Origin of the sequence: Clostridium frigidicarnis, assembly GCF_900111985.1 — a bacterium.
Taxonomy (GTDB): Bacteria; Bacillota; Clostridia; order Clostridiales; family Clostridiaceae; genus Clostridium_Z; species Clostridium_Z frigidicarnis.
Genome location: NZ_FOKI01000003.1, coordinates 150,335 through 173,626, shown reverse-complemented (window position 1 = coordinate 173,626; position 23,292 = coordinate 150,335). Strand labels below are relative to the sequence as shown.

Below are 23,292 nucleotides of genomic sequence, written 5' to 3'. Positions count from 1 at the left end.
CCACATGAACTTATTTTTTTTATATTTTAAAGAGTTTTATCATTTCGTTGATTTTTGTTACTAGGGTTTTTAATTTTTCTGATATTTCGGAGATTGCTTCTATGGTGTTTAAATGTGTTGTTGTGGAGCTAGCAACTTGTTGAGTACCTGCTGCAAATTCTTGAGATATAGCAGATACATTTTCGACACCAGTTATAACTGCATTTTTATCATTTTCAAGAGTTATAACCATTTTTTCTAGACCTTTAATTTTATCGTTTGAAGCCATTATGTTTGAGTCAATAGATATAAAGGATTCCTTAGCATGATTTAAAGCATCATTGGCTATGGAATTTGAATTTTTCGAGCTATCCATATCCTTCTTTGTAGCGGATATTGAAGATTGAATGTCATTTATAAGTATTTCTATGTCTGTAGTTGATCTAGTGGTTTCCTCAGACAATTTTCTTATCTCATCAGCAACCACAGCGAAGCCTAGACCTTGTTCTCCTGCTCTAGCAGCTTCTATGGCAGCGTTTAATGCTAATAAGTTAGTTTGCTCAGCTATGTTTTTTATTGTTGTTAAAATGTCTCCTATGGAGTTTGATTTTAATGCTAACTCTTCAACAGTATCATGAGTTTTAGATGTTGCCGTCATATCAGCCTTCATTTTAGCTGAAAGATCATGTAAAGCCGATAGACCATCTGAATTATCCTGAATAATTTTATCTGAATTATTCTTAAGTTCCTTTGAAAGATCAACTATCAAATCAACTTGTTCTCCTAAAGAATTAAGTTTTGTAGATATTTCAGAAGTATGAACTGCTTGATTTTGAGCGCCGCTTGCTAAATCATCTATTGTATTAGAAACAGATTCTATAGCGTGTACCATTTCATCTGATGATGATGAAAGTTCTGAAGAGGCAAGTAAAGTTTCAGAGGATATGTTTTTAAATTCATCAACTAAATTTTTGAATTTTATCCTCATTGAACTTATAGACCTAGCAAGATCACCAACTTCTGAATGGCGATTTGCTAAAAATTCAAAGTCCTTATCTTCTATTAAATCAAATTGCTCAGTTTTGTCTAAAACATTTTTAGCTTTTAAAATGTACTTACTAAGAGTTGCATTTAATACAATGAATCCTATAATTAATGAAAGTGCAACATTTATTAAAATTATAAGTGCAAAATGGATTTTAAACTTACTCAATAGTACAGATATAACAGATATTGATAAGGTTATTAATGATATAAGTAACAATAGTTTGGTAGATATTTTTTTCAATTAGAACCCCCCCAATTTAAACATAACATTATTATAATAATTATAGCATAAAAATTTGAATATATTTCAAGCAAAACAAAAAATTAACTTGTTTAAAACATAAGGCACATTCAAAAAAATAACAAGTCAGTATACTAGTTTATTTTCTTTCATGTGCCTAATAAAAACTAAGAAATTATGTATAATTAAAAACAATATGCAAAAATAAATTGAGATTTTAAAATATGTAAAATAATTAATGGTATAAATTTACAATAGTATAAGGTATAATATAAATGTGGCAAGTTACAAGTTAAGAAAACATGTGGTTTTTAACAATAAATTGTAAATTGTAACTCAAAAAAAGTGTATACATTAAAAAATGTAGTTAACAATAACTTTATATGATGGAGAAGAATCGTTCTATATTGAAATACATGTATGTTTTGTTTAAAATGATAAGATACTCTAAAAATAAAAAGGACGTGAAGTTTATAATGATGTCGGTTATTCATAAGGTGAAAATCATTCAAAACAAGATAAGTGATGATGATATATTTGCTCTAGCATCTCAGTTAGCATATAGTTTAGTCTTAGCTTTTTTCCCTTTTTTGATATTCTTAATGACCCTTATAGGACATTTAAAGTTAAATCCAAATGAAGTACTAAATACATTAAATGCTTTATTGCCAACTAGTGCATATAACCTTATAGAGCAGACGGTAAAAGATATATTAACATATCAAAATGGAAATATATTATCACTGAGCTTAATCTTAACTATATGGACAGCTGCTTCTGGGTTTAGGGCCATAATAAGAGGTCTTAATAAAGCATATAGTACAAATGAAGTAAGGGGATACATAAGTACGTTTTTTTTATCTATAGTTTTTACAATTGCAATATGTATAATAATAATAACAGCATTAAGTTTATTGGTATTTGGTGACATAATAGGAAAAGAAATATTTAAATTAACAAAATACGATCTCATATTTATACAAGTCTGGCAGCTCCTTCGGTATGGTGTAATTATAGTAATGATGATATTAGTTTTTACATTATTATATATATATACTCCATGTAAAAGACAGAAGTGGGTTGATGTATTGCCAGGAGCAATATTTGCAACTTTAGGATGGATAATAACCTCAGCATGTTTTTCATATTATGTAAATAACATAGCTAACTATGCAAAAAGATATGGAGGCATAGGAGCAGTAATTGTTCTTATGACGTGGCTTTATTTAAGTTCATTAATAATACTTCTTGGTGGAGAGGTAAACGCATTTTTAACCCAAAAATCAATTTTTTTAAGGGATGCAAAGCAACATAAAAAATAGTTAATATTATCAATAATATTAACTATTTTTTTATTTTATTTAAAAACTTATTATTTAAAAATAAAGAATTTTAGCCTGGCACTTACAAATTTCAGTTTAAATTTAATTAACTTGAATCTTAACTTAATTAATAACAACTTATCAATTTATAAATTGACAAGTTTGAAAAATTTAATATTAAAATAGTTTGTAACTTGTATAAGTTTTTTACTTAAAATTGCTTAGGTAAATCATAGATATAATAAGGTAGTAGTACGTTGACTGTCGTTCCAACATCTTTATTACTCTTAACATTTATTGTACCGCTATGCTTTTCTATTACAGTTTTTACAATTGATAAACCTAAGCCAGAACCACTGATTTCACGGGAACGGGATTTATCAACACGATAAAATGGATCAAATATATTTTCAATCTCATCATGGGGGATTCCAATCCCCGTATCAGATATACTAATAACGGCCATATCATTACACAGTTCTGTAGATACTTCAATACTTCCACCTTGCTTATTGTACTTTACTGCATTTTCAAGTATATTGAAAAATGCTCTGTAGATAAGAGGTTTATTTCCTAGCACATCAATACTAAAATCACTTAAATGTATGTGAATATTTTTAGATGATATAGTCTCATCAAGTTCTTTTATAATATCTTGAAATACTTTATTAACTGATATGATATCGTCAAATTCTTTGATTTCATTATAAGTTAACTTAAGCAAATCATCTACAACTTGTATTAGACGTTGAGTACTTTGTTCTGTAATATCTATATTTTCTTTATAATCATCAATAGATGGATTTTCGTCTAGTTTCAAAACCTGTATTCCTGACTTTATTATAGCAAGGGGAGTTTTTAACTCATGAGCTGCGTTGGCAGCAAATCTTTTTTGATTAGAAAAAGATTTATCCAATCTACTAAGCATCTTGTTAAATGAAGTAGCAAGACTACCAATTTCATCCTTGGTAGAAAAATTTTCAATGGGCTGAGATAAATTATATTCATTAATATTTTTAATTGTATTACTAAGATTATTCAATGGTTTTAATGCTCTACTAACTATTATGTAAGTTGCACCTATTCCAACTATAATAATTCCAATCATCCATATAAGGATAGAAACTTTAAATTGCTTTTTAGCCTCTGAGATCTGAATTGTAACACCAAGTTGAGAATTGTCTTTTTCACGAGAGATATTACTAGGGATAATCTCTGATGAGAATATAGCATTTTTATTTAACTGAGGATAAGAAAATTTATTATCAATATTATAAATTGATGTTGCAGTTAAACACATGGCTATAGCTATAATAATGCAACCAGTAAGAATTGTTAATCGCATTTTTAGAGATAGTTTATTTATCATAATCTTCACCTTGGTTTTCTAAAATAGTATAACCTTGACCACGTATATTTTTAATTATTTCTTTTTCACCTAATATCATAGAAAGTTTTTTCTTTAGAGAATGTATATGGAATTTTAAAGAGTTTGAAAATAAATCAACATCACTATCCCATATATGTTCAATTAATTCCTCAGAACTTATAACTTTATTTTTATTCAACATAAGGTACTCAAAAATAGAGTATTCTTTTTTTGTTAAATTTATTAAGTGCTCATCTATAAATACACTTTTTAAGGAAGTATCCATTTTTATATTTTCAAAATTAAGGATGGTAGGATTTTGGATAAAAGAACGTCTTAATAAACAGCGTATTCTTGCATCTAATTCTTTAAAATCAAAAGGTTTTACTAAATAATCATTGGCACCATTGTCAAGACCAGTAATTTTATCATCAATTTCTGAACGTGCTGAAAGAATTAGTATTTTTATTTCATTATTCTTTTGTCTTATAAGGCTTAAGACTTCTATACCATCTATTTTAGGTAAATTTAAATCAAGAATAATTAAGTCATATTCATTGATTTCAAAGAGTTCAATTGCTTCTTCTCCATCAAAGGCTAGATCTATAGCATAGCCACATTTTTTAAGTCCTTTACAAATAATATTTGAAAGCATTATTTCATCTTCTACCAATAAAAGTTTCATTTATATCACCACTTTCAATAAAAGTTAATAATTACACAATAGCGGTGCACTATAATGCATCGCTATTGTAAGTTTAATTGATATATTTTAGTTAAGTTGAGTTTTTCCTTCAGAAGATGACATATCAAGATCTTCACCAGAAGTTTTAAGTGTACCCGCTTCAACTGGAGCAAGTTTTGATGATATACCATCATAGTTACTTGTTGCTGCAAAAGCACTAACGGATGTTAGTCCCATAATAGCTGCAATAATTAAACCTGTGTGCATTTTATTTAATTTCATAATACTTCCCTCCTGTATATTTATTAATTTATACCATGGCTACTAAAATTGCTAATACTCCCGAGTCTTAAATGGGAGATAAGTACTGATATGTGCCTCTGGATTACTTTTAATCAAATTTAATCTGAATATTAGAATCATTTGATTAAGTTGTGATTTACAACCTATGATTTAAGTATACAGAATAGAAAGTTAGATAAAGGTTAGTTTTTTATATATAATAAAAACTTATTTTAAAAGTTATATGTGATTTACAATTATTTTGTGTATGAGTATTTCTTATTATACTAAGGCACATTCAAAAGAATAACAAGTCAGTATAATAGTCTTTAAATAAGTGGAGAGGTGAAAACCTTTGATGAGTGACAAGAGAGTGACAAGTGACAAGTTGAGGGTAAATCTTCTTAGGAAGATTTAAGTGAATTGAGAATTGATGATTGAGAATTGACAATTGAAGGATAAATCTTCTTAGGAAGATTTTAAGATTTTAAAAATATACTTAAAGAAAATCTGTGATTTTTATCCTAAACTTTCAACTTTCCACTCTCAACCTTTAACTTTATATTTAGAAAGTCCGTGACTTTCAACAATAATCGTCAATTCTCAATTGTCAATTAAAAAAGGGTGCAGCATTTTGTTCTTAAAAATACTGAGATGAGATTATGAATGTAATTAGGATTTACATAACTTTATAGGATATTAATAGAATAATTTGTATTGTTATGTAAAAAACATTGTAAAATATACTGGATTTTTTTATAATTAAGATATAATTTTACAAATATATAAAGTGAAATTAAAAACTATGTTAAAAATACAAATTTATTGTAAAGGATACATTTATTTATGAAAAAATTTAAACTTATGTCAAAATACAAAAATCCTAAATTCATAATTTTTACTATTATATCCTTAAGTATAATTAGCATAATTAGCGTGTATTATTTAATGCATTATAATAAATCATATATAAGATATACTGAAAATAATATAGTTGTGAAAACTAATGAATTGAATTTAGAGTATGATGAGCTTCCTGAAAAAGATATATTTATATCAATGGTAAATTCATCTAAAATATTAATAAGAAATGAAGAAGGCATTTGGTTATATGATAGAGATAAAAATGAGAAAAAATTAATATCTAGAGTTTTAAACAATGATCATGTGTTTGAAAATGCTGTATATTCAAATGGTTGGGTTGTCTGGATAGAAGATAATAGAAAAGTTTTTGATGGAGATAAAGTTATTAATGAAAGTGAAGGTCTAATGGGAGAAAGCTGGATTGTTGTAGCTAAAAATATAAATACGGATGAACAAATTATTATAGATAAATCTCATAAAATGAAGGATTTAAAATATATATATTCTCCAGATGATATAGAGATAAGTAACGATACTATTGTATATAAACATATCGATTTTCAGGATGATGATTATGTATTTGTAGTGAAAACATTTGATTTATCTACAAGAAATTTAGATGTCATTGAAACTATAGGAGATATAAAGGATAAGTGGATAACAGATGTGTCTATTCATAACAATAAAATTGGATGGATTAATCTTGACAAAAAACACAATTATAGTGATTTATATCTATATGATATTGATACCAAGGAAAAAACAAAGTTGGACAGTGGAAAATATGGTAGGGAACTATATATTTACAAAGATAAGATATATGCAACAAATCATGATAATATTGGGCCAGATGACTTTGATGAGCTTAGGGAGATTGATATAAACACTAAAGAAATAAGAAAAATAATAGATGGAACTAATCATATAAGTAAATATTTGGATGCATCTTCTGATGGAATCATTTTACTATCCACACCACATGGAGAGAAAAGTTCATATTATGATATAAAATCAAATGACTTTAAAGATCTTGGAGAAAATAAATTTATTAACTACATAAGTAATGGATATATAATTTATTATGAACGTATTGAAGGCAGGGATCATAGTAAAAGTAGAATAATTCCAATTGAAGAACAAAATTGATTTTAGGCACATTCAAAAAAATAAAGGTAAGTATATAATAGAAGTGATTCATAATAGTTATAATTAGATATAACTATAATAAAAAGAGGCATATAAGCGGGTAGCTTATATGTCTCAAAACTTTTCTACTTTTAATTTGATGTAGTGATAGATGGTTTTATATCTTCAAAGATATATTTATGAAGCTTGTCTTTAGTTGCTTTTTCATCAAAAGGCAAGTACCATACACCATTAATTGTTTTTCCACCATCAACATAATCACCATCAACAGGAAATCTTTCTTGTTCTAAATTAGTTACTCCTTTTAATAGAAGATCAGAACCAAGTTTCATTATATCCGTAGAGGATAATGATGTAGTAACCATTGGTAGAAGATCAGAAACTATTTTAGGGAATTCAGTAGGACCAGCATTCTTTATTTTATCGAATAAAGCTTCTAAAACCCTTCTTTGCCTATCAGTTCTTTCAAAATCACCATTACCAACATATCTTATTCTAGTGTAAGATAATGCTTGCATTCCACTTAGAGTTTGTTTTCCTGCTTTATCTATATAATCAGGATCGGTTCTACCAAGCTTTGCAAGTTCAACAACATACTGATTAGCAATTTTAACTTCCTCAGGTTTTACGTCTATCTCAACTCCACCTAAAGCATCTATTACTTTCTGCATATGAGCAAAGTCAACTGAAACAAAGTCAGTTATATTTAAATTAAAGTTTTTATTTATAGTTTTTATTGCAAGTTCAGGGCCTCCAAAAGCATGGGCATGATTAAGCTTATCTTTTCCATGACCATCTATACTTACGTAAGAATCCCTCATTAAAGATATTAATCTTATTTTCTTATTATCTGCGTCTATTGATAAAACCATAGTAGCATCAGAACGTCCACGTTCTTCTTCATTAGTTTTATCCAATCCAAATAAAGCAATATTTATAATATTATCTTTACCTAGAGATTTTAATCGTGCATTTAAATCGTCATCAACCCCAAGGTTTGCTTTATTTATTTTTTCAGTGTTAACTTTACCTAAAAGATTAACTACATAATAAGCTCCTCCACCTAGTCCAAGTAAAAATAGTAATGCAAGACTAAGTAAAATTATTCTAGCAGTAGGATTTTTCTTTTTTCTTCTTCTTTTCTTTGGATTAGGTCTTCTAGCACCATTGGAAGAAGGTCTAGGTCGAGGTTTAGTATTTCGGTTTGTAGGTCTCTTATCAGTAGAGTGGTATTTATCCATTCTAGTACTCATAGTATTTCAATCCTTTCGCTCAAACTAAAGATAGCTTAGATTTTTTAATAAAATAAAAAGCTTGTACAATTAATGATAAAATAAAATTGCATCAAATAAGAGCATTTTACTAAAAAAAATAAGCTATATAAGTTTCATAAAAAAATATTTTTTTATATGAAAATAAAAGAGAATTACACTATTTAAATGCAATTCTCTATTATTATACTATAATGTTTAAAAAAAATATAACAAAAAGGTGAATTTTACATTGATTTTAAAAAATCTTAAAAATTATTAAGATGGTTTTATGTCCTCGAAGATATATTTATGAATCTTGCCTTGGGTTGATTTTTCATCAAAAGGCAAGTACCATACTCCATTAATCATTTTTCCACCATCAACATAGTCACCATCAATTGGGAATCTTTCCTGTTCTAAATTGGTTATACCTTTTAATAAAAGGTCAGAACCAAGTTTAATTATATCAGTAGAAGATAGTGATGTAGTAACCATTGGTAAAAGATCTGAAACAATTTTAGGGAATTCAGTAGATCCTGCATGCTTTATTTTATTAAATAAAGCTTCTAAAACTGTTCTTTGTCTATCTGTCCTTTCAAAGTCACCATTACCAACATTTCTTATTCTAGAATAAGATAATGCTTGCATTCCACTTAAGGTTTGTTTTCCTGCCTTATCTATATAATCAGGATCAGTTCTACCAAGAAGTGCAAGTTCAACAACATATTTATTAGCAGTTTCAAGTTCTGTAGATTTTACGTCTATTTCAACTCCACCTAAAGCATCTATTATTTTTTGCATATGAGCAAAGTCAACTGAAACAAAGTCAGTTACATTTAAATTAAAGTTTTTATTTATAGTTCTTATTGCAAGTTCAGGTCCTCCAAAAGAATGAGCATGATTAAGCTTGTCTTTTCCATGACCATTTATATTTACGTAACAATCTCTCATTAAAGATACTAATTTTATTTTCTTATTATCTGCGTCTATTGATAAAATCATAGTAGCATCAGAGCGTCCAAGTTCTTCTTCATTAGTTTTATCTAATCCAAATAAAGCAATATTTATAATATTATCTTTACCTAAAGATTTTAATCGTGCATTTAAGTCTTCATCAACCCCAAGATTTGATTTGTCTAATTTTTCAGTGTTAACTTTACCTAAAAGATTAACTGCATAATAAGCTCCCCAACCTATTCCAAGTAAAAATAGTAATGCAATACTAAGTAAAATTATTCTAACAGTAGGATTTTTCTTTTTTCTTCTTCTTTTCTTTGGATTAGGCTTTCTAGAATCGTTAGAATATGGTTTAGTATTTCTATTTGTAGGCTTTTTATCAGTAGAGTGATATTTATCCATTCTAGTACTCATAAATATTTCAGTCCTTTCGCTCAAACTAAAGATAGCTTAGTTTTTTAATAAAATAAAATGCTTGTATAATTAATGACAAAAATAAAAGAGAATTACACTATTCAATGTAACCCTCTATTATTATACTATAATGTTAAAAAAAAACATGGTGGAACAGTAAATTTTACATTAATTTCACATTGATTTTAAAAAATTATTAAGATGGTTTTATATCTTCGAAGATGTATTTGTGAAGTTTTTCAGTAGTTGCTTTTTTATCAAAAGGTAAATACCAAATACCATCTATAACTTCACCAGTGTCTTTACAATCCTCATCTAAAGGAAATCTTTGCTCTTCAAAGGTTGTAACACCATTTAAAAGCATATAAGAACCTATTTTAATTATTTCTCCAGAAGAGAATGATGTCTGAATATATGGTAGAAGATTAGACACTAAAGCTGGAAACTCAGTTGCACCAGTGTTTGCAATTTTTTCGAATAAAGCTTCTAAAACTCTTCTTTGTCTATCAGTTCTTTCAAAATCACCATTACCAACATACCTTATTCTAGTATAAGCCAATGCTTGCATACCAGTTAGATTTTGCACACCAGGTTTTTCTATATACTGAGGATCAGTTCTACCAAGTTTAGCAAGATCAACAATATACTCATTAGCTGTTTCAATCTCAGATTGTTTTATATCTATCTCAACACCACCTAAGTAATCAACTATTTTTTCCATATCTGCAAAATCAACAGAAGCAAAATCTGTAATATTTAAATTAAAAGTTTTATTCAAAGTTTTTATTGCAAGTTCAGGACCTCCAAAAGCATGGGCATGATTAAGTTTATCTTTACCATGACCATCAATATCAACATAAGAGTCCCTCATTATAGAAATCATTTTAACTTTTTTATTATCCATATCTAAAGAAAGAATCATTGTGGCATCTGAACGCCCAAGTTCTTCATTGTTTGTCTTATCTAAACCAAATAAGGCTATGTTTATAATATCGTCTTTACCCATAGCTTTTAATTGAGCTTTTAAATCCTCATCAACACCTAGATTATCCTTATCTATCTTTTTAGTTTCTACCTTAGAGAAAATATGATGGATATAAGAATAGGTTCCTCCAACAGCAATTATAAGTAAAGTCAAAATGCTAAGTAACACTATTTTTAATTTACTTCTTTTTTTCTTTTTTTTATTTGAAGTGTTTTTATTTTCGTTATTTGTCATAAATATACCAATCCTTTCAAAATAGTTATTAGATACATGAAAGAAAACAATAAGTCAAAGATGCTATGTATATTTGACTTGTTATTTTTTTAAATGTGCCTTAATCAAATTATTCTTAAAATAAGATAGAATTTGATTAATAGGATAAAACATAAAGTATAGTAATTATAACATTTTTTAGAATAGATAGGACAAGTTAAAAAGTTAACAAATTATTTCTAGGAGAACTAAAAATTAATAAAAAAATGATGTACTATATCTAAATATGTAATTAACTATAGTATTGTATCTTAGATGGGTTTTTATTAAAAAATTTAAAAAGGCTAGCAGGAAATTTTTGCTAGCCTTTTTAAAATCTCTCAAAGCAGTTAGTGTAGAGAAATTTAAACATATTATCAGCATTTTTAGTATTGTAGAAATCTACCATTAAAGTATTGAATTCAACTTTATGTTTTGCCTTTATATTTAGTTCATTTAAATCAATATAATAAAAATCATAATCATATTTGTAAATAACTAGAGAGGCTGCATACTTGGTATAGTGAAAGGAGTTGATTGATATGGCAAAATCAACATTAGCAAAAAGTTTATTAAGTTTGGTGATTAAGTCTGGTGAAACTGCAGAAGGAAAGGATGTATTTAAAAAGGTGAGGATAGGATTCATAAGTGAAAAAGCAGAAGATGAAAAGTTGTTTGAGCTTGGTCTAGAGGTAGAAAAAGTTATTTCATTTAAAGTGCAGGACATAGTAAAGGAAAATTCTTATACAATAGAAAACGTTCAATAGTAGTTATAGAGTAACAAAATCTTATTAAGTCATTAAATTATTAAAAGGAGTGGAGAATAAATGAATACAAAGACAATTAACCTAACATTTCTAACAGAGATAGGTAAGAAGGTAAGCCTTAGAATACCTAATGCAAAAGAAGATGTTTCAAAGGAAGAAATAGATACTTTGATGGATAAATTTATATCAACTGGAGTTTTATTATTTGATGGAGCAAAGCTAATAGAAAAGGTAAGTGCAAAAATAATTGATCAATCAGTGGATGTTATAAAATATAAGGCATAAGAATTACTTGATGGCAGAACCTTTAGGGGTTCTGTCTTTTTTAGTGGCAACTTAGATAGTGCAAAAACCTAAATTTTCGCTAAATTATCTTAAAAACAACTAAAAAATATGTAACTTAATATAGGTTTTACTCATAATATAAATTAAGTGTAATATAACTTAACTTGTATTATACCTAATAAATAATAGAGAGGTGTTTTTATATGAGTTTTTATAGAAGTGAGTCATCTAAAGGTTGTAGACATTATAAAATGAGTAGTAGATCAAGTAGCAGATCAAGTAGTAGATCAAGTAGCAGATCAAGTAGTAGATCAAGTAGATCAAATAGTAACTCAAGTAGCTCATATAGTAGATCAAGTAGTAGATCAAATAGTAGATCATATAGTAGATCAAGTAGCAGATCAAGCAGCAGATCATATAGTAGATCAAGCAGCAGATCATATAGTAGATCAAGTAGTAGATCATATAGTAGATCATATAGCGAATCATGTGGTAGATCATGTTGGAGACCATGTAGAAAACCATGCAGAAGATCATGTAGTAGATCATATAGCAGATCATACAGTAGATAATAAGTATTTTTGTGAAAAAGTATTAATATGGATAAATATTATAGAGTCAAGGAAATAGTAAATGGATATTCTATCCTTAAAATAATAGGCGAAGGGCGATATGGTATTGTATATTTAGCTATAAATGATAAAGGTGAAAAATGTGTAATAAAACAATTAAAAAAAGAGATGCTTAGACAAACTAGAAAAAAATTGTTTTATGAGAAGCAGATATTACAAGGCTTAGATAATCCAAATTTCCCAAAATTTATATCAAAATTTAAAGATAAGTACAGAGAAGGCTATATATTGGAATATATAGAGGGAAGAGTATTTGAGGATTTGTTAGCTAGAGATAGATATAAGTTTAGCAAAGATGAAATTTACAAAGTTGGTAGTCAACTTTTAGAACTGATAGAGGTATTGCACAATAATAATATAGTACACCGAGATATTAGACTTCCTAATGTAATACTAAAGAAAAATAAAGAGATAGCTTTAATTGACTTTGGTTTGGCTAGAATTATAGATCATAAAAGATATGTAAAAAAGATGGATTATTGGTTTCTAGGTGATTTTTTAATTCACTTATACTATTCATCTTATGAAGAAACCGACTCAGAAGAAAGGCCTTGGTATGAAGAACTTGATTTAAATTTAGAAGAAAAAATTTTCCTAAGAAAACTCATGGGTATTGACCCTAGTTATAAAAATATTAAAGAAATAAAAAATCAACTTGAAAAAATTAAAAATATGAATTAATTTTTTAAATAAGCCATGTGATTTTGATGGTACCTATAATATCACATGGTTTATTCCTAAATAGTGGAATAGATTAAACAGAGGAGGTATATATTGTGGCAAGTTCAATTAGGATATTAAAAATATATCCTGAAAGCTTCAGAGCAAATGTGTATTCTACCAAACATTTTAGAATGATTGGTCTAATAGATGTAAGCATTAAATATACCTATGGAATAGAAAGAGTAACCTTACCTTTTTTTAGATCTTCAGGAACCAATAGTGGAAAAATTAAAGGATTATGGTATCCTATCGTTGGAATAAAGACTCATACAGGAAGATTTACGGAATTTACAGAGTATCTGAATTTTGTTTTAACAAATTGTACAAAAAGAGAGAGTGCAAGCAAAGGATGGCTGGCTAAATCTTTATTTTTTCCTAAAGAATATATGGATAGTTCAAGAATAAGAGGGTTTTCTAACGGAGTGCATTACGAAAGTCTTTTAGAAATAGGTAAAACTCTAAGATATTTGTATGAAAAAGATAAGTTTTATGAAATGGACTCATTAGATGCTAGAAATTTAAATAGTAGAGTAACTTCAAAGCAAATATATCAAGATAATAAACATACTCAAAGGGAAAACTTTGAGAGGTTTATAAAAGATATATTTGATAAAGATTAATAACAAAACAGACTTTAAAATCTGTGTAATATTTCAAAAATCGGAACTACTAATTGATATGGATTACACATTCTTAATGGAAGATGATATCTATATACATATAGAGTTCCAAACTAGGGATAAAGTAAAAGCTAATTTAACAACATTTAAGGCAGGATCTTTTGAAGATTCTGCTCTTTTTCATTGAAAAAGATAAAAGTGACAAGTTGTAAGTGGCAAGTTACAAGTTACAAATGATAAGAGTTATATATTGAATGGGGAGTTGAAATTGTAATAATAGTACATTTGTGGTATTATACTTAGGTTAATTGTAGAAATTACCATTAATTTTAGTTTAAGGAGGCATGGGAATGGTATTTACATCAGCCGTATTTTTGTTTATGTTTTTCCCTGTGGTTTTGGGTGGGTATTACATAATTCCTACTATAAAATTAAAAAATTTATGGCTATTAATAAGTAGTTTAGTTTTTTATGCATGGGGAGAGCCAAGGTTCATTACAATAATGCTTTTAGAAATAGTTATAAACTATATTTTGGCATTTATAATCAATAAATTAGATAACAAAAACATAATGTTAAGAAAAATAACATTGATTTTCACAGTAGTAATTGATTTAGGTATATTGGGATTTTACAAATACATAAATTTTGCAATAAGTAATATAAATAAATTTACATCATTATTTATATTAGAAGGAAAAATAAATTACATAGATATAATGCTTCCAATAGGAATATCGTTTTTCACATTTCAAATACTTTCCTATGTAATAGACGTATATAGAAAAGAAGTTAAGGTTCAAAAAAACATAATAAACCTAGCTTTATATGTAGCACTTTTTCCTCAATTAATAGCCGGCCCTATAGTTAGGTATATAGATGTAGAAAAAGAAATAAGCTACAGAAAACATAGCTTACCTTTAATGTATGAAGGAATAACAAGGTTTATTGTTGGATTTTTTAAGAAGATGTTTATAGCCAATACATTGGGATTCATAACTGATAGCATATTTAAAGATATATCCACAGTAGGAACATTGTCAGGGTGGATGGCTATATTATGTTACATGATGCAGATATTTTATGATTTCTCAGCATATTCGGATATGGCAATAGGACTTGGTAAAATGTTTGGATTTAACTTTAAAGAAAATTTTAACTACCCATACATATCAAAAAGCATACAAGAATTCTGGAGAAGATGGCATATATCCCTATCCACATGGTTCAAAGATTATTTATATATACCACTAGGTGGAAACAGAAAAGGTAAATATAGAACATATATAAATCTATTTATAGTATTCTTTGCCACAGGAATATGGCATGGAGCAAGCTGGTGCTTTATAGCATGGGGATTATTCCATGGACTTTTTATGATACTTGAAAGAACAAAAATAATAAATATAAAAAATCCTTTCATAGGAAGAGTATATACATTATTAGTTGTAATTGTTGGATGGGTATTTTTTAGAGTAGAAGGAATGCACAATGCTTTAGATGTACTTAAAAAAATGTTTGATTTTAATGTTACAGATATAGATATAAATAATTGTATGAATTATATAAATGGACAAGTTATATTAGCATTTATATTGGCAGTAATAATATCCACTCCTTTTATAAAGAATACATACCTAAAGATAAGAGATAAAAATTCTTATCTATCAAATTGCGTAGTGATATTTAAGGATATAGTATTATTTGCAGTTTTTATTATATCAATAAGTTATATGGTGGCTTCAAGCTACAATCCATTTATTTACTTCAGATTTTAATGAAGGATTGGAGATAATAATGAATAAGAAAGCTAAAATATATATGGCAATTAGGATAATAATATTTTTATCTATTATAATAATTCCACTAATATTTACAATACTAAAACCAAGTGATAAAACCATAGGGAATGAAGAAAAAGTGGAAAAACCACAAATTTTAAGTGAGGGTAAAATAAATAAGGATTATTATAAAGATTTGGATAAATATTTTACAAACAGTTTTAATACTAGAAATGAACTCATAAAACTAAATGCAGTATTTAAATATAAGGCATTTAATATGATGACAGGAGATAAAGTCATAGTGGGAAAAGATGACTGGTTATTTTTAAAAGAAACAACTAGTTGTTACACAGGAGATAAGATATATACAAATGAAATACTAGAGGATATGAAAAGAAACTTAATGGCAAAAGAAAAGTATCTTAAAGCTCAAGGTATAGAGCTAGTTCTTACAGTACCACCAAACAAGAACACAATTTATCCAGAATATATGCCAGAGGATATAAAAAAAGCAAGAGAAAACGGCTGTATACAAGATTTTTTTAATTATATGAAGAGCAATACGGATTTAAACGTTATAGATTTAAGAGAAGCTTTAAAGAAAGAAAAAGATAATAATCAGTTATACTGTAAAAGAGATACCCATTGGGATCATTATGGAGCATACATTGCTTATAAGGAAATAATAAATGAAATAAATAAGAAGATACCTAAATATAAAACATCACCAAAAGACTTTAAGATTGGGAAAAGTGTAGGAAAAGATAAGGTTTATGACTTGTCCAGTATGCTTCTTATAGACGGTTATACAGATGATATAATAACTTATATAGAAAATAACAGTCCAAACTATGAATATGTTATAAATGATGAAAATGAAAAAATAATAAAAACAGTAAATAAAGATAAAACATTGCCTAAGGCAGTTGTTTTTAGAGATTCATTTTCAGCATCACTAATACCATTTTTATCAGAGAATTTTAGTGAGGTAACTTATTATTGGGGGACAAGACTTAATTTTGAGGATGTATACTTTAATAAACAAGTAATAGAAGAAAATAAACCAGATGTAGTTATAGTTGAAATGGTTGAAAGATATATGGACAATATGAACTTGTATTTTGAGTAAAAAATTACAAGTTGCAAGTGACAAGTTATGAGTTGTAAGTTTTGGGGTGATTAATAAGAGAGCTGAAATTTTAAAATTTCAGCTTTTTTGATGTATAGAAATTTTTAATCATAAGATGCTGTGTTGAAGGGCTTTTGAGTTTACAATTGATGATTGAGAATTGACAATTGAAGGATAAATCTTCTTAGGAAGATTTTAAAAATGAAAAATACAATTAAAGAAAATCTGTGATTTTCAACCTAAACTTTCAACTTTCCACTCTCAACCTTCAACTTTATATTGAGGAAGTCCGTGACTTTCAACAACAACTGTCAATTCTTAATTGTAACGTCATAAACGGCAACAGTGGGAAAAACATAAGATAAGTGCATAAGAAAGTAAGTTTTTGTATAATAATCTTAAAAAACCAAATATTTTACAGAAAAATGGGATTTGTAAACAATTACACAAAGGTGATATATTGTAAGTAAAGAGGGGAACGAATTCTATCGTTTCAATAAATATAAATACGTAAATTAAAGGAATTTACGAAATTGAAGGGAATGATGTTTTATGGCAATACAAGATACTAGAACCCTAGTTTGGAATGAAAGAATACAATTTTTAAGAAGGGTTAAGAAGTGGACACAAAGGGAGGCAGCAGAAGTGTGCATTACAAATCAAAAGTCATTTTGGCGTTGGGAAACTGGAAGAAACTATCCTATAAAAAGAAATCAAATATTGATAGCGAAAGCTTTTGGGGTTAGGGTAAGCGATATATTTTGTTGAATTAATAAGGGGGGAGTAAAAAATGAATGAATATTTATACACTGTTGATGAGATATCAAAAATCTTAAAGATTAATAGGAATTCAGCATATGATTTAATTAGTATGGGGGTTTTGAGGGCAATGAAGCTTGGGAGACTTAAGGTAACTAGAACATCCTTATTAACATTTTTAAAAGAGTATAATGGGAAGGATTTATCAGATTTAGGTCATATAAAAGAATTAAATGTAAAAAGCAATGCAGCACTTTACAATTAAAAACCATATAAGAAATCATAACTTTTCACTAAAATTTATAATTTAATATATGTTTTAAATATTGTAGCATTAAGTTAAAATATAGATATAATATTAGGCACATTCAAAAAAATAACAAGGCAGTATGCTAGTCTATTTCGTGTGCCTTAAACCAATGCAGAAAGGATAGTAAAGTATGAAGAAATTTATTTCAATAGCTATGTTGAGTGTTTTTATGTTTACATTAGGGGGATGCTCATCTGTTAATAAAAAGATGGATGTGGCAACTCAGGAAAAGACAATAATAAAGATAGGAACTACATTAGATGGAGATTATCTAAAAGAGCTAATAGATACATTTAATATCTATTATCCCAATACCATTGTTGAATCTAAGGTCTATGACTTTCAGGGTATAGAGGATGCTATAGATAAAGATGAAGTGGATATTGTATATGGATTAAGTGAAACGGACCTTAAAAAGTTACAAAAGGAAGATAAATTGTATCAGTATAAGTCAAAGGAATATGACAATATAAAAGATCAGTATAAAAACAATGATAATTATTATATAGGCATTGGAGGGTTTACTCCAGTTATAGCATATAATAAAGAAATATTAAAGAAAGAAAACTTAAGTTTACCAAAGGATTTTAATGATCTACAAAAGGATGAGTATAAGAATAAGGTAATAATGCCAAGCGAAGATACCACAATGTATGAAGAAATAGTAAAAGCATTAGGAAAAGGTAATACAGAAAAAATATATGAAAATGCAAAACATACATCAAAATTTAATCATGGCATAGCAGAGGTTTTAAACAATGAAGAAGTTGGAATAGTTATTGTTCCAGATTATGAAGGGTTATTCTCTGCATGGGACGATGGAAATGTAGAACTTATATACTCAAATCCTATTAATGTTATGGCAGAAGGTGTTGCTCTTATTGATAATAAAGAAGTAAAACCTCAACATAAGGAATTTGTAGATTGGGTTCTAGGAGAAGAAGCTATGAATGTTATGAGAAAAAATAGGGCTTTGCTTTCAAGAAAAGAAATTAAAAGTGTAATGCCAGGAAGCGATAAATTCGTTGAGTGATGAGTTGAATTTTTGAGCGAGTGTTTATATTTAATAGTGATTGTATAGGAGTCTGAAAACATAGGGAGAAATCTCTATGTTTTTTTACTTTGTAGGATATTATGAAATTTCAAATCTGTGATTTTCAACCTAAACTTTTAACTCTCAACCTTCAACTTTATATTTAGGAAGTCCATGACTTCCAACAATAATCGTCAATCGTCAATTCTCAATTTAAAAAAATTCCTACCTTAATATAATAGATTTTATTGTGAAATATGTATTGTACTGGGTAGTATAACAATATTTATATGATTATAAAAAAAGATATTATCTAAAAGAAGAGTTGTTCTATATAAAATATTTAAGTTTGTAAAAAAAGTATAGATATAACTCTTTAATATAGATAATACATAAAAAATAGAAGAAAAGTAAAGAAATTAAGGTAAATTTATCATTAATATGAAATAATTTCACAAAAAAATAATAAATTTAATTAAATTATAAAAAAAAATTATATTTTTTTATAAATAACACTAAAGTATTTGTAGAATAAACCGACTATATAGTATAAGAAGTCACAAAATATGATATATTTCATATGTTAAAGTGAGTAAATATAGGTTATTTTTTGTATAAATTTAATTTTATAATATAATTTCAAAAAAATATGTAAATAAATAAAATAAAGGATTTTATGGTTTTATGTAGAAACTATATAAGTACAGCTTAGATAGGCAATTATATTACATAATGTGGAGGATTCCACTGTCAAAAAATATATTGCAATGGTACAAGCAACATAGTATAATTAAACTTGCTTAGTAATTATTTCTTTATTATGAATAATTTTATTTTTAAGGTAATAATTATTATGATTGGTTTTTAAATTATATTTTTCCAAAATAATGAATGCCAGTACATTCATTGATAAAAGTTTAAATGTTGATCTAATTACATATTAGTTTGCAATTAAACATTTCATATTATGTTGACATATCCTTAAGGACAAGCTTTAAGGATTTTATATAGTCAAATGTATTTTTAAAAATATATGTTTTATTTATTAGGAGGGAATTATTGTGAAGGATACACAAAAAAGATTTTTAGGCGCAGTTTTAGCTGCAAGTTCAGTAGCAGGAATAGTTGCACCATCAGTGACAGCTATGGCTACAGTAGTAGACGATGAAAGCAAAGCAACAGCAGAGGATTTAAAAGCTGTAATAGCAGAGTACACAACTAAGTTAGAAGCAAATCCTATATTTGCTAACTACCATAGAGTACAATACGCTGCAGAAAGATTAGCTCAATATGATAAGGTTGCTTCTCAAGAAGCTTTAGTTAACATAGGTGGATATGCTGACAAAGTATTTACTGAAGAAGTAAAAACTATAGTTGATAAAATGGATGGATTTGCATCAAGCAAATCAATGGCTACTTACGATGAGTTAGTAACTAAAGACATTAAAGCTATGGAAAACAAAGAAAACGCTGAATACCTAATGGGTAGATTAGACGTTTGGGGTAAAGCAATAGTATTTGAAGTTGACCCTAACTATGTAGTAGCTACAGACGCAATAATCAAAGTTGCTGACTTAAGAAAAGCTGGAAAGCTTGACGAAGCTCAAAAACAAGTAGATGTTGCTAAGAAAGCTATAAAAGAAATAAAAACTTACGCAGTAAACGGTGCTTACTTAGAAGCTTCATTAAAAGTTGAAATAGATGCTATAGAAAATGAAATAGCTAAACAAGACTTACATGTAACTTCAGTAGTTGCTAAGAATGGTAGAGAAATCGAAGTTAAATTCAACAAAGCTGTAAGCAAAGATTCAGCTGAAAAAGTTGAAAACTACGAATTCGCATCAGCAAATTCAGATGCAAAAACTATAGATGCTGATGAAGCTGAACTACAAGATGATAATAAAACTGTTAAATTAACTCTTAAAGATAATTTAACTTTAAACAATAAGACAAATGCTAAATACTTAGTTAAAGTTCATGATGTTGTAACAGATAATGATAAAAATATGGATGATTTCTCAGAAATTATAGCATTGTTTGATAATGTTAAGCCAGAAGTTACAGGATTAGAGTATACAGATAGTGATACAGTAAGAATAAACTTCTCAGAACCTATAAATGCAGCAGATGGAGCAGCAGCATCATCAGCAGTAAAAGTTAAATTAAACGGAGCAACTGTAAGTGTAAAATCAAGTGCATTTAAATTAGATGATGATAAAATGTATCTTGAATTAAGTAAATCAGCTGCAAACTTAGAAAAAGATAAAACTTATTCTATAGAAATAGATGGATTAACTGATTATGCAGCAAATTCATTAACTAAATTTACTGGAGATATAACATTCAAGAAAGATGATGTGGATCCTGAAGTAGAAAAGATAGAAACTTTATCACCTACAGATTTTAAAGTTACTTTCAGTGAAAAAATAAAACTTCAAAGAGCTACTGAAAAAGATGAAGAAAAAAATGTTTTATCAAAAGGATTTAGTGTAAAAGTAGATGGAAAAGATGCAGAAAATATAGAAATAAAGGACAATGAAAAACTTAAAGATGCAGACGATAAGACTTTTACAGTTAAAATAAAAGATGCAAACTTTAAAGAAGGAAATCATACAGTTACTATATATGGATTTACAGATCTTTCAGATAATAAGGGAGAATCAGTAACTGAGGAAGTTAACTTTGAAAAGAGTCATCCAGTATTAGAAAATACAACTCCAGAATATAAAACAATGTCTATAAAAGACAAAGATGGCAAGATAGTTAGCCATAAATTTGCTGTATACACTTTTGATAGAGATGTAGAAGTTTCAAATAAAGATGTGACAGTTAAACATGTTGATAGTGATGGAGTAACTAAAGAAGATCCAGCTACACTACATGATAGTAAAGAATTATCTTCTTTAGAGTCATATGAAATAGCTGTAGATATCAATAACTTAGAAGAAGCTAAATATAATTTTGATTTAGAAAAAGTAAATGTAGTAGATGTATATGGCCAAGACGTAGAAAAAATAAATCTACAATTTACTAAGAGTGCTAATGGATCAAAAGCTGAGGTAGCTGGATTTGTAAAAAATAATCAAGAAGGAACAGATCAAAGCAAAAAGAATAAAGTTGTAGTAAAATTCAATGAAGATCTTACAACATCAGCTTTAGATGCTTCAAAATACACTGTAGATGGAATTCAAGCATTTGAAAAAGCTGAACTAAAAGGTGATAAAAAGACATTAGAATTAACTCTTAAAGATGGAGTAATAAAAACATCAGGACAAAAAGTACTTGCAGTTACAGGAGTGAACGGTGTTAAGGACTTTAATGACAATGTTATTAAAGGTACAAAAATAGAATTCGTTGAAAATGAAAGACCAGTTATAGACAAAGCTGAAGTTATATCTTATAACACAGTAAAATTAACTATGTCAGAAGTAGTTAATGACTTTAAAGGTAAGCCATTAGAAGTTAAAATTAATGGAAACAAAGTTAAAGAAGATGTAACTGTTACAGGAAAAGGTACAGATACTTTAGTTATTAAATTACACAGTGCTGATGAATTAAGAAATTCTAGTGATAAAGTAACAATAGATGTATTAGAAGCCGACACTACAAATTCTATAGCTGATAAAGAAGGAAATAATGCTGAAAAGACAACTATTAATGCAGAAGTTAATTTTGATTCATTATTAGCTGATGCTATAAAAAAAGTAGAAGCTTATGAAGATGGAACTGGAACACTTGACGATGCACAAAAAGCAGTAGATGATTTAAAAGATGGATCAGCTGATAAGATAAATCTACAAGCAAGAATAGATGCAAAAAAAGGTGAAGCTGCAGAAGCTGAAAAAACTAAAGCAAAAGAAGAATTAAATGCAGCTATAATCACTGCTACAGATGCTATGAATGATGTATCTGTAACAGAAGGAGTAGTAGCTGGAAATACTATAGTTGGTTCAAAAGCTACTCTTGATACAGCTATTAAAGTTGCAAAAGCAGCAGTAGATGATAAAGATAGCACTACAAAGGACTTAACAGAAGCAAAAACAACTTTAAAAACAGCTGTGGACACATTTAAGGCAGCTAAAGTTGTAGCAATAACAGGATTAAATGATATCACAATTACTGGTACAGCAAGTGATGAATCTAATACTATAGGTTTAGCTGATGTAACAAAAACAGTTGTTACAAGTAGTAAAACAGAATTTGCTACAGTAGAATTAAGTGGTAAAAATGTAAAAGTAACAGGAGTTGCAGCAGGAACATCAACAATAACTGTGGAAGTTAAAGATGCTAACGGCCATGTTATAGAAGTTGGTAGCTTTGTAGTTACAGTTTCATAGTAAAAAAAAGAACAACTTAACAAAGGTTGAGTTTGAGATTAAGAACTAAAAAATAAATTAAAAGTATAGTCAGAAATGGCTATACTTTTTTTATACATAAAAATAAAATTTTTTGTA

Annotated in this window: 21 protein-coding genes; 14 read left to right on the top strand and 7 right to left on the bottom strand. The window is 27.7% G+C overall.

The window, feature by feature from the left end; all coding sequences use genetic code 11:
* Nucleotides 1-19 precede the first annotated feature (19 nt).
* The gene (locus BM119_RS02805; protein ID WP_090038697.1) at nt 20-1,267 is read right to left on the bottom strand and encodes a methyl-accepting chemotaxis protein; all 1,248 of its coding nucleotides are present in this window, start codon (nt 1,265-1,267) and stop codon (nt 20-22) included.
* 383 nt (nt 1,268-1,650) lie between these two features.
* Between BM119_RS02805 and BM119_RS02800 the strand changes: the two genes are divergently transcribed.
* Entirely contained in the window at nt 1,651-2,589 is a 939-nt protein-coding gene (locus BM119_RS02800) for a YihY/virulence factor BrkB family protein (RefSeq protein WP_242948284.1), read from the top strand.
* A gap of 211 nt (nt 2,590-2,800) precedes the next feature.
* On the opposite strand, the gene BM119_RS02795 is transcribed toward BM119_RS02800, so the two are convergent.
* The 3 genes from BM119_RS02795 to BM119_RS02785 all read right to left on the bottom strand — a co-directional run bounded on the left by BM119_RS02795 (nt 2,801) and on the right by BM119_RS02785 (nt 4,925).
* Nucleotides 2,801-3,958 carry a sensor histidine kinase gene (locus BM119_RS02795; protein WP_090038696.1) on the bottom strand — a complete coding sequence of 386 codons (1,158 nt, stop codon included), beginning with the start codon at nt 3,956-3,958 and terminating at the stop codon, nt 2,801-2,803.
* On the bottom strand, nt 3,948-4,643 hold the full coding sequence (locus tag BM119_RS02790; RefSeq protein ID WP_090038694.1) for a response regulator transcription factor: 696 nt from the start codon (nt 4,641-4,643) through the stop codon (nt 3,948-3,950). The genes BM119_RS02795 and BM119_RS02790 overlap by 11 nt, the downstream gene beginning before the upstream one ends.
* A gap of 87 nt (nt 4,644-4,730) precedes the next feature.
* Entirely contained in the window at nt 4,731-4,925 is a 195-nt protein-coding gene (locus tag BM119_RS02785; protein WP_090038692.1) for a hypothetical protein, read from the bottom strand.
* 846 nt (nt 4,926-5,771) lie between these two features.
* Between BM119_RS02785 and BM119_RS02780 the strand changes: the two genes are divergently transcribed.
* Complete coding sequence (locus BM119_RS02780) at nt 5,772-6,935, top strand: hypothetical protein (RefSeq protein WP_090038690.1); 1,164 nt, start codon at nt 5,772-5,774, stop codon at nt 6,933-6,935.
* A gap of 131 nt (nt 6,936-7,066) precedes the next feature.
* Here BM119_RS02780 and BM119_RS02775 read toward each other — a convergent pair whose 3' ends face one another.
* From BM119_RS02775 to BM119_RS02765, 3 genes are all read right to left on the bottom strand, one after another.
* Nucleotides 7,067-8,188, bottom strand: coding sequence for an LCP family protein (locus BM119_RS02775; RefSeq protein WP_242948283.1), 1,122 nt, complete (start codon nt 8,186-8,188; stop codon nt 7,067-7,069).
* A 276-nt stretch (nt 8,189-8,464) separates the two neighbouring features.
* A complete protein-coding gene (locus BM119_RS02770) occupies nt 8,465-9,559 on the bottom strand; it encodes an LCP family protein (protein ID WP_090038689.1) in 1,095 nt (364 codons plus the stop codon).
* Between the two features lie 196 nt (nt 9,560-9,755).
* Nucleotides 9,756-10,778 (bottom strand): LCP family protein, encoded by a 1,023-nt coding sequence (locus BM119_RS02765; RefSeq protein ID WP_090038687.1) that lies wholly within the window; start codon nt 10,776-10,778, stop codon nt 9,756-9,758.
* Between the two features lie 560 nt (nt 10,779-11,338).
* On the opposite strand from BM119_RS02765, the gene BM119_RS02760 reads away from it, so the two are divergent.
* From BM119_RS02760 to BM119_RS02705, 12 genes are all read left to right on the top strand, one after another.
* A complete protein-coding gene (locus tag BM119_RS02760; RefSeq protein WP_090038685.1) occupies nt 11,339-11,563 on the top strand; it encodes a DUF1659 domain-containing protein in 225 nt (74 codons plus the stop codon).
* 60 nt (nt 11,564-11,623) lie between these two features.
* Nucleotides 11,624-11,848: a DUF2922 domain-containing protein gene (locus tag BM119_RS02755; protein ID WP_090038683.1), complete on the top strand. Its 225-nt coding sequence runs from the start codon at nt 11,624-11,626 to the stop codon at nt 11,846-11,848.
* A 203-nt stretch (nt 11,849-12,051) separates the two neighbouring features.
* The gene (locus BM119_RS02750) at nt 12,052-12,420 is read left to right on the top strand and encodes a hypothetical protein (protein ID WP_177199295.1); all 369 of its coding nucleotides are present in this window, start codon (nt 12,052-12,054) and stop codon (nt 12,418-12,420) included.
* A gap of 27 nt (nt 12,421-12,447) precedes the next feature.
* Nucleotides 12,448-13,161, top strand: a complete 714-nt coding sequence (locus BM119_RS02745) for a protein kinase domain-containing protein (RefSeq protein ID WP_090038681.1) — start codon at nt 12,448-12,450, stop codon at nt 13,159-13,161.
* A gap of 95 nt (nt 13,162-13,256) precedes the next feature.
* Nucleotides 13,257-13,823, top strand: a complete 567-nt coding sequence (locus tag BM119_RS02740) for a hypothetical protein (protein ID WP_090038680.1) — start codon at nt 13,257-13,259, stop codon at nt 13,821-13,823.
* A complete protein-coding gene (locus BM119_RS02735; RefSeq protein WP_090038678.1) occupies nt 13,810-14,010 on the top strand; it encodes a hypothetical protein in 201 nt (66 codons plus the stop codon). Before BM119_RS02740 ends, BM119_RS02735 begins: the two co-directional genes overlap by 14 nt.
* Before the next feature lie 163 nt (nt 14,011-14,173).
* Nucleotides 14,174-15,601 carry an MBOAT family O-acyltransferase gene (locus BM119_RS02730; protein ID WP_090038676.1) on the top strand — a complete coding sequence of 476 codons (1,428 nt, stop codon included), beginning with the start codon at nt 14,174-14,176 and terminating at the stop codon, nt 15,599-15,601.
* A gap of 19 nt (nt 15,602-15,620) precedes the next feature.
* Complete coding sequence (locus BM119_RS02725) at nt 15,621-16,736, top strand: alginate O-acetyltransferase AlgX-related protein (RefSeq protein ID WP_090038674.1); 1,116 nt, start codon at nt 15,621-15,623, stop codon at nt 16,734-16,736.
* A 552-nt stretch (nt 16,737-17,288) separates the two neighbouring features.
* Nucleotides 17,289-17,504, top strand: a complete 216-nt coding sequence (locus BM119_RS02720; protein ID WP_090038672.1) for a helix-turn-helix domain-containing protein — start codon at nt 17,289-17,291, stop codon at nt 17,502-17,504.
* Nucleotides 17,505-17,526: 22 nt separating this feature from the next.
* On the top strand, nt 17,527-17,760 hold the full coding sequence (locus BM119_RS02715) for a helix-turn-helix domain-containing protein (protein ID WP_090038670.1): 234 nt from the start codon (nt 17,527-17,529) through the stop codon (nt 17,758-17,760).
* A 175-nt stretch (nt 17,761-17,935) separates the two neighbouring features.
* Nucleotides 17,936-18,838 (top strand): ABC transporter substrate-binding protein, encoded by a 903-nt coding sequence (locus BM119_RS02710; RefSeq protein WP_090038668.1) that lies wholly within the window; start codon nt 17,936-17,938, stop codon nt 18,836-18,838.
* Between the two features lie 1,061 nt (nt 18,839-19,899).
* Complete coding sequence (locus tag BM119_RS02705) at nt 19,900-23,175, top strand: hypothetical protein (RefSeq protein ID WP_090038666.1); 3,276 nt, start codon at nt 19,900-19,902, stop codon at nt 23,173-23,175.
* Nucleotides 23,176-23,292: the final 117 nt, after the last annotated feature.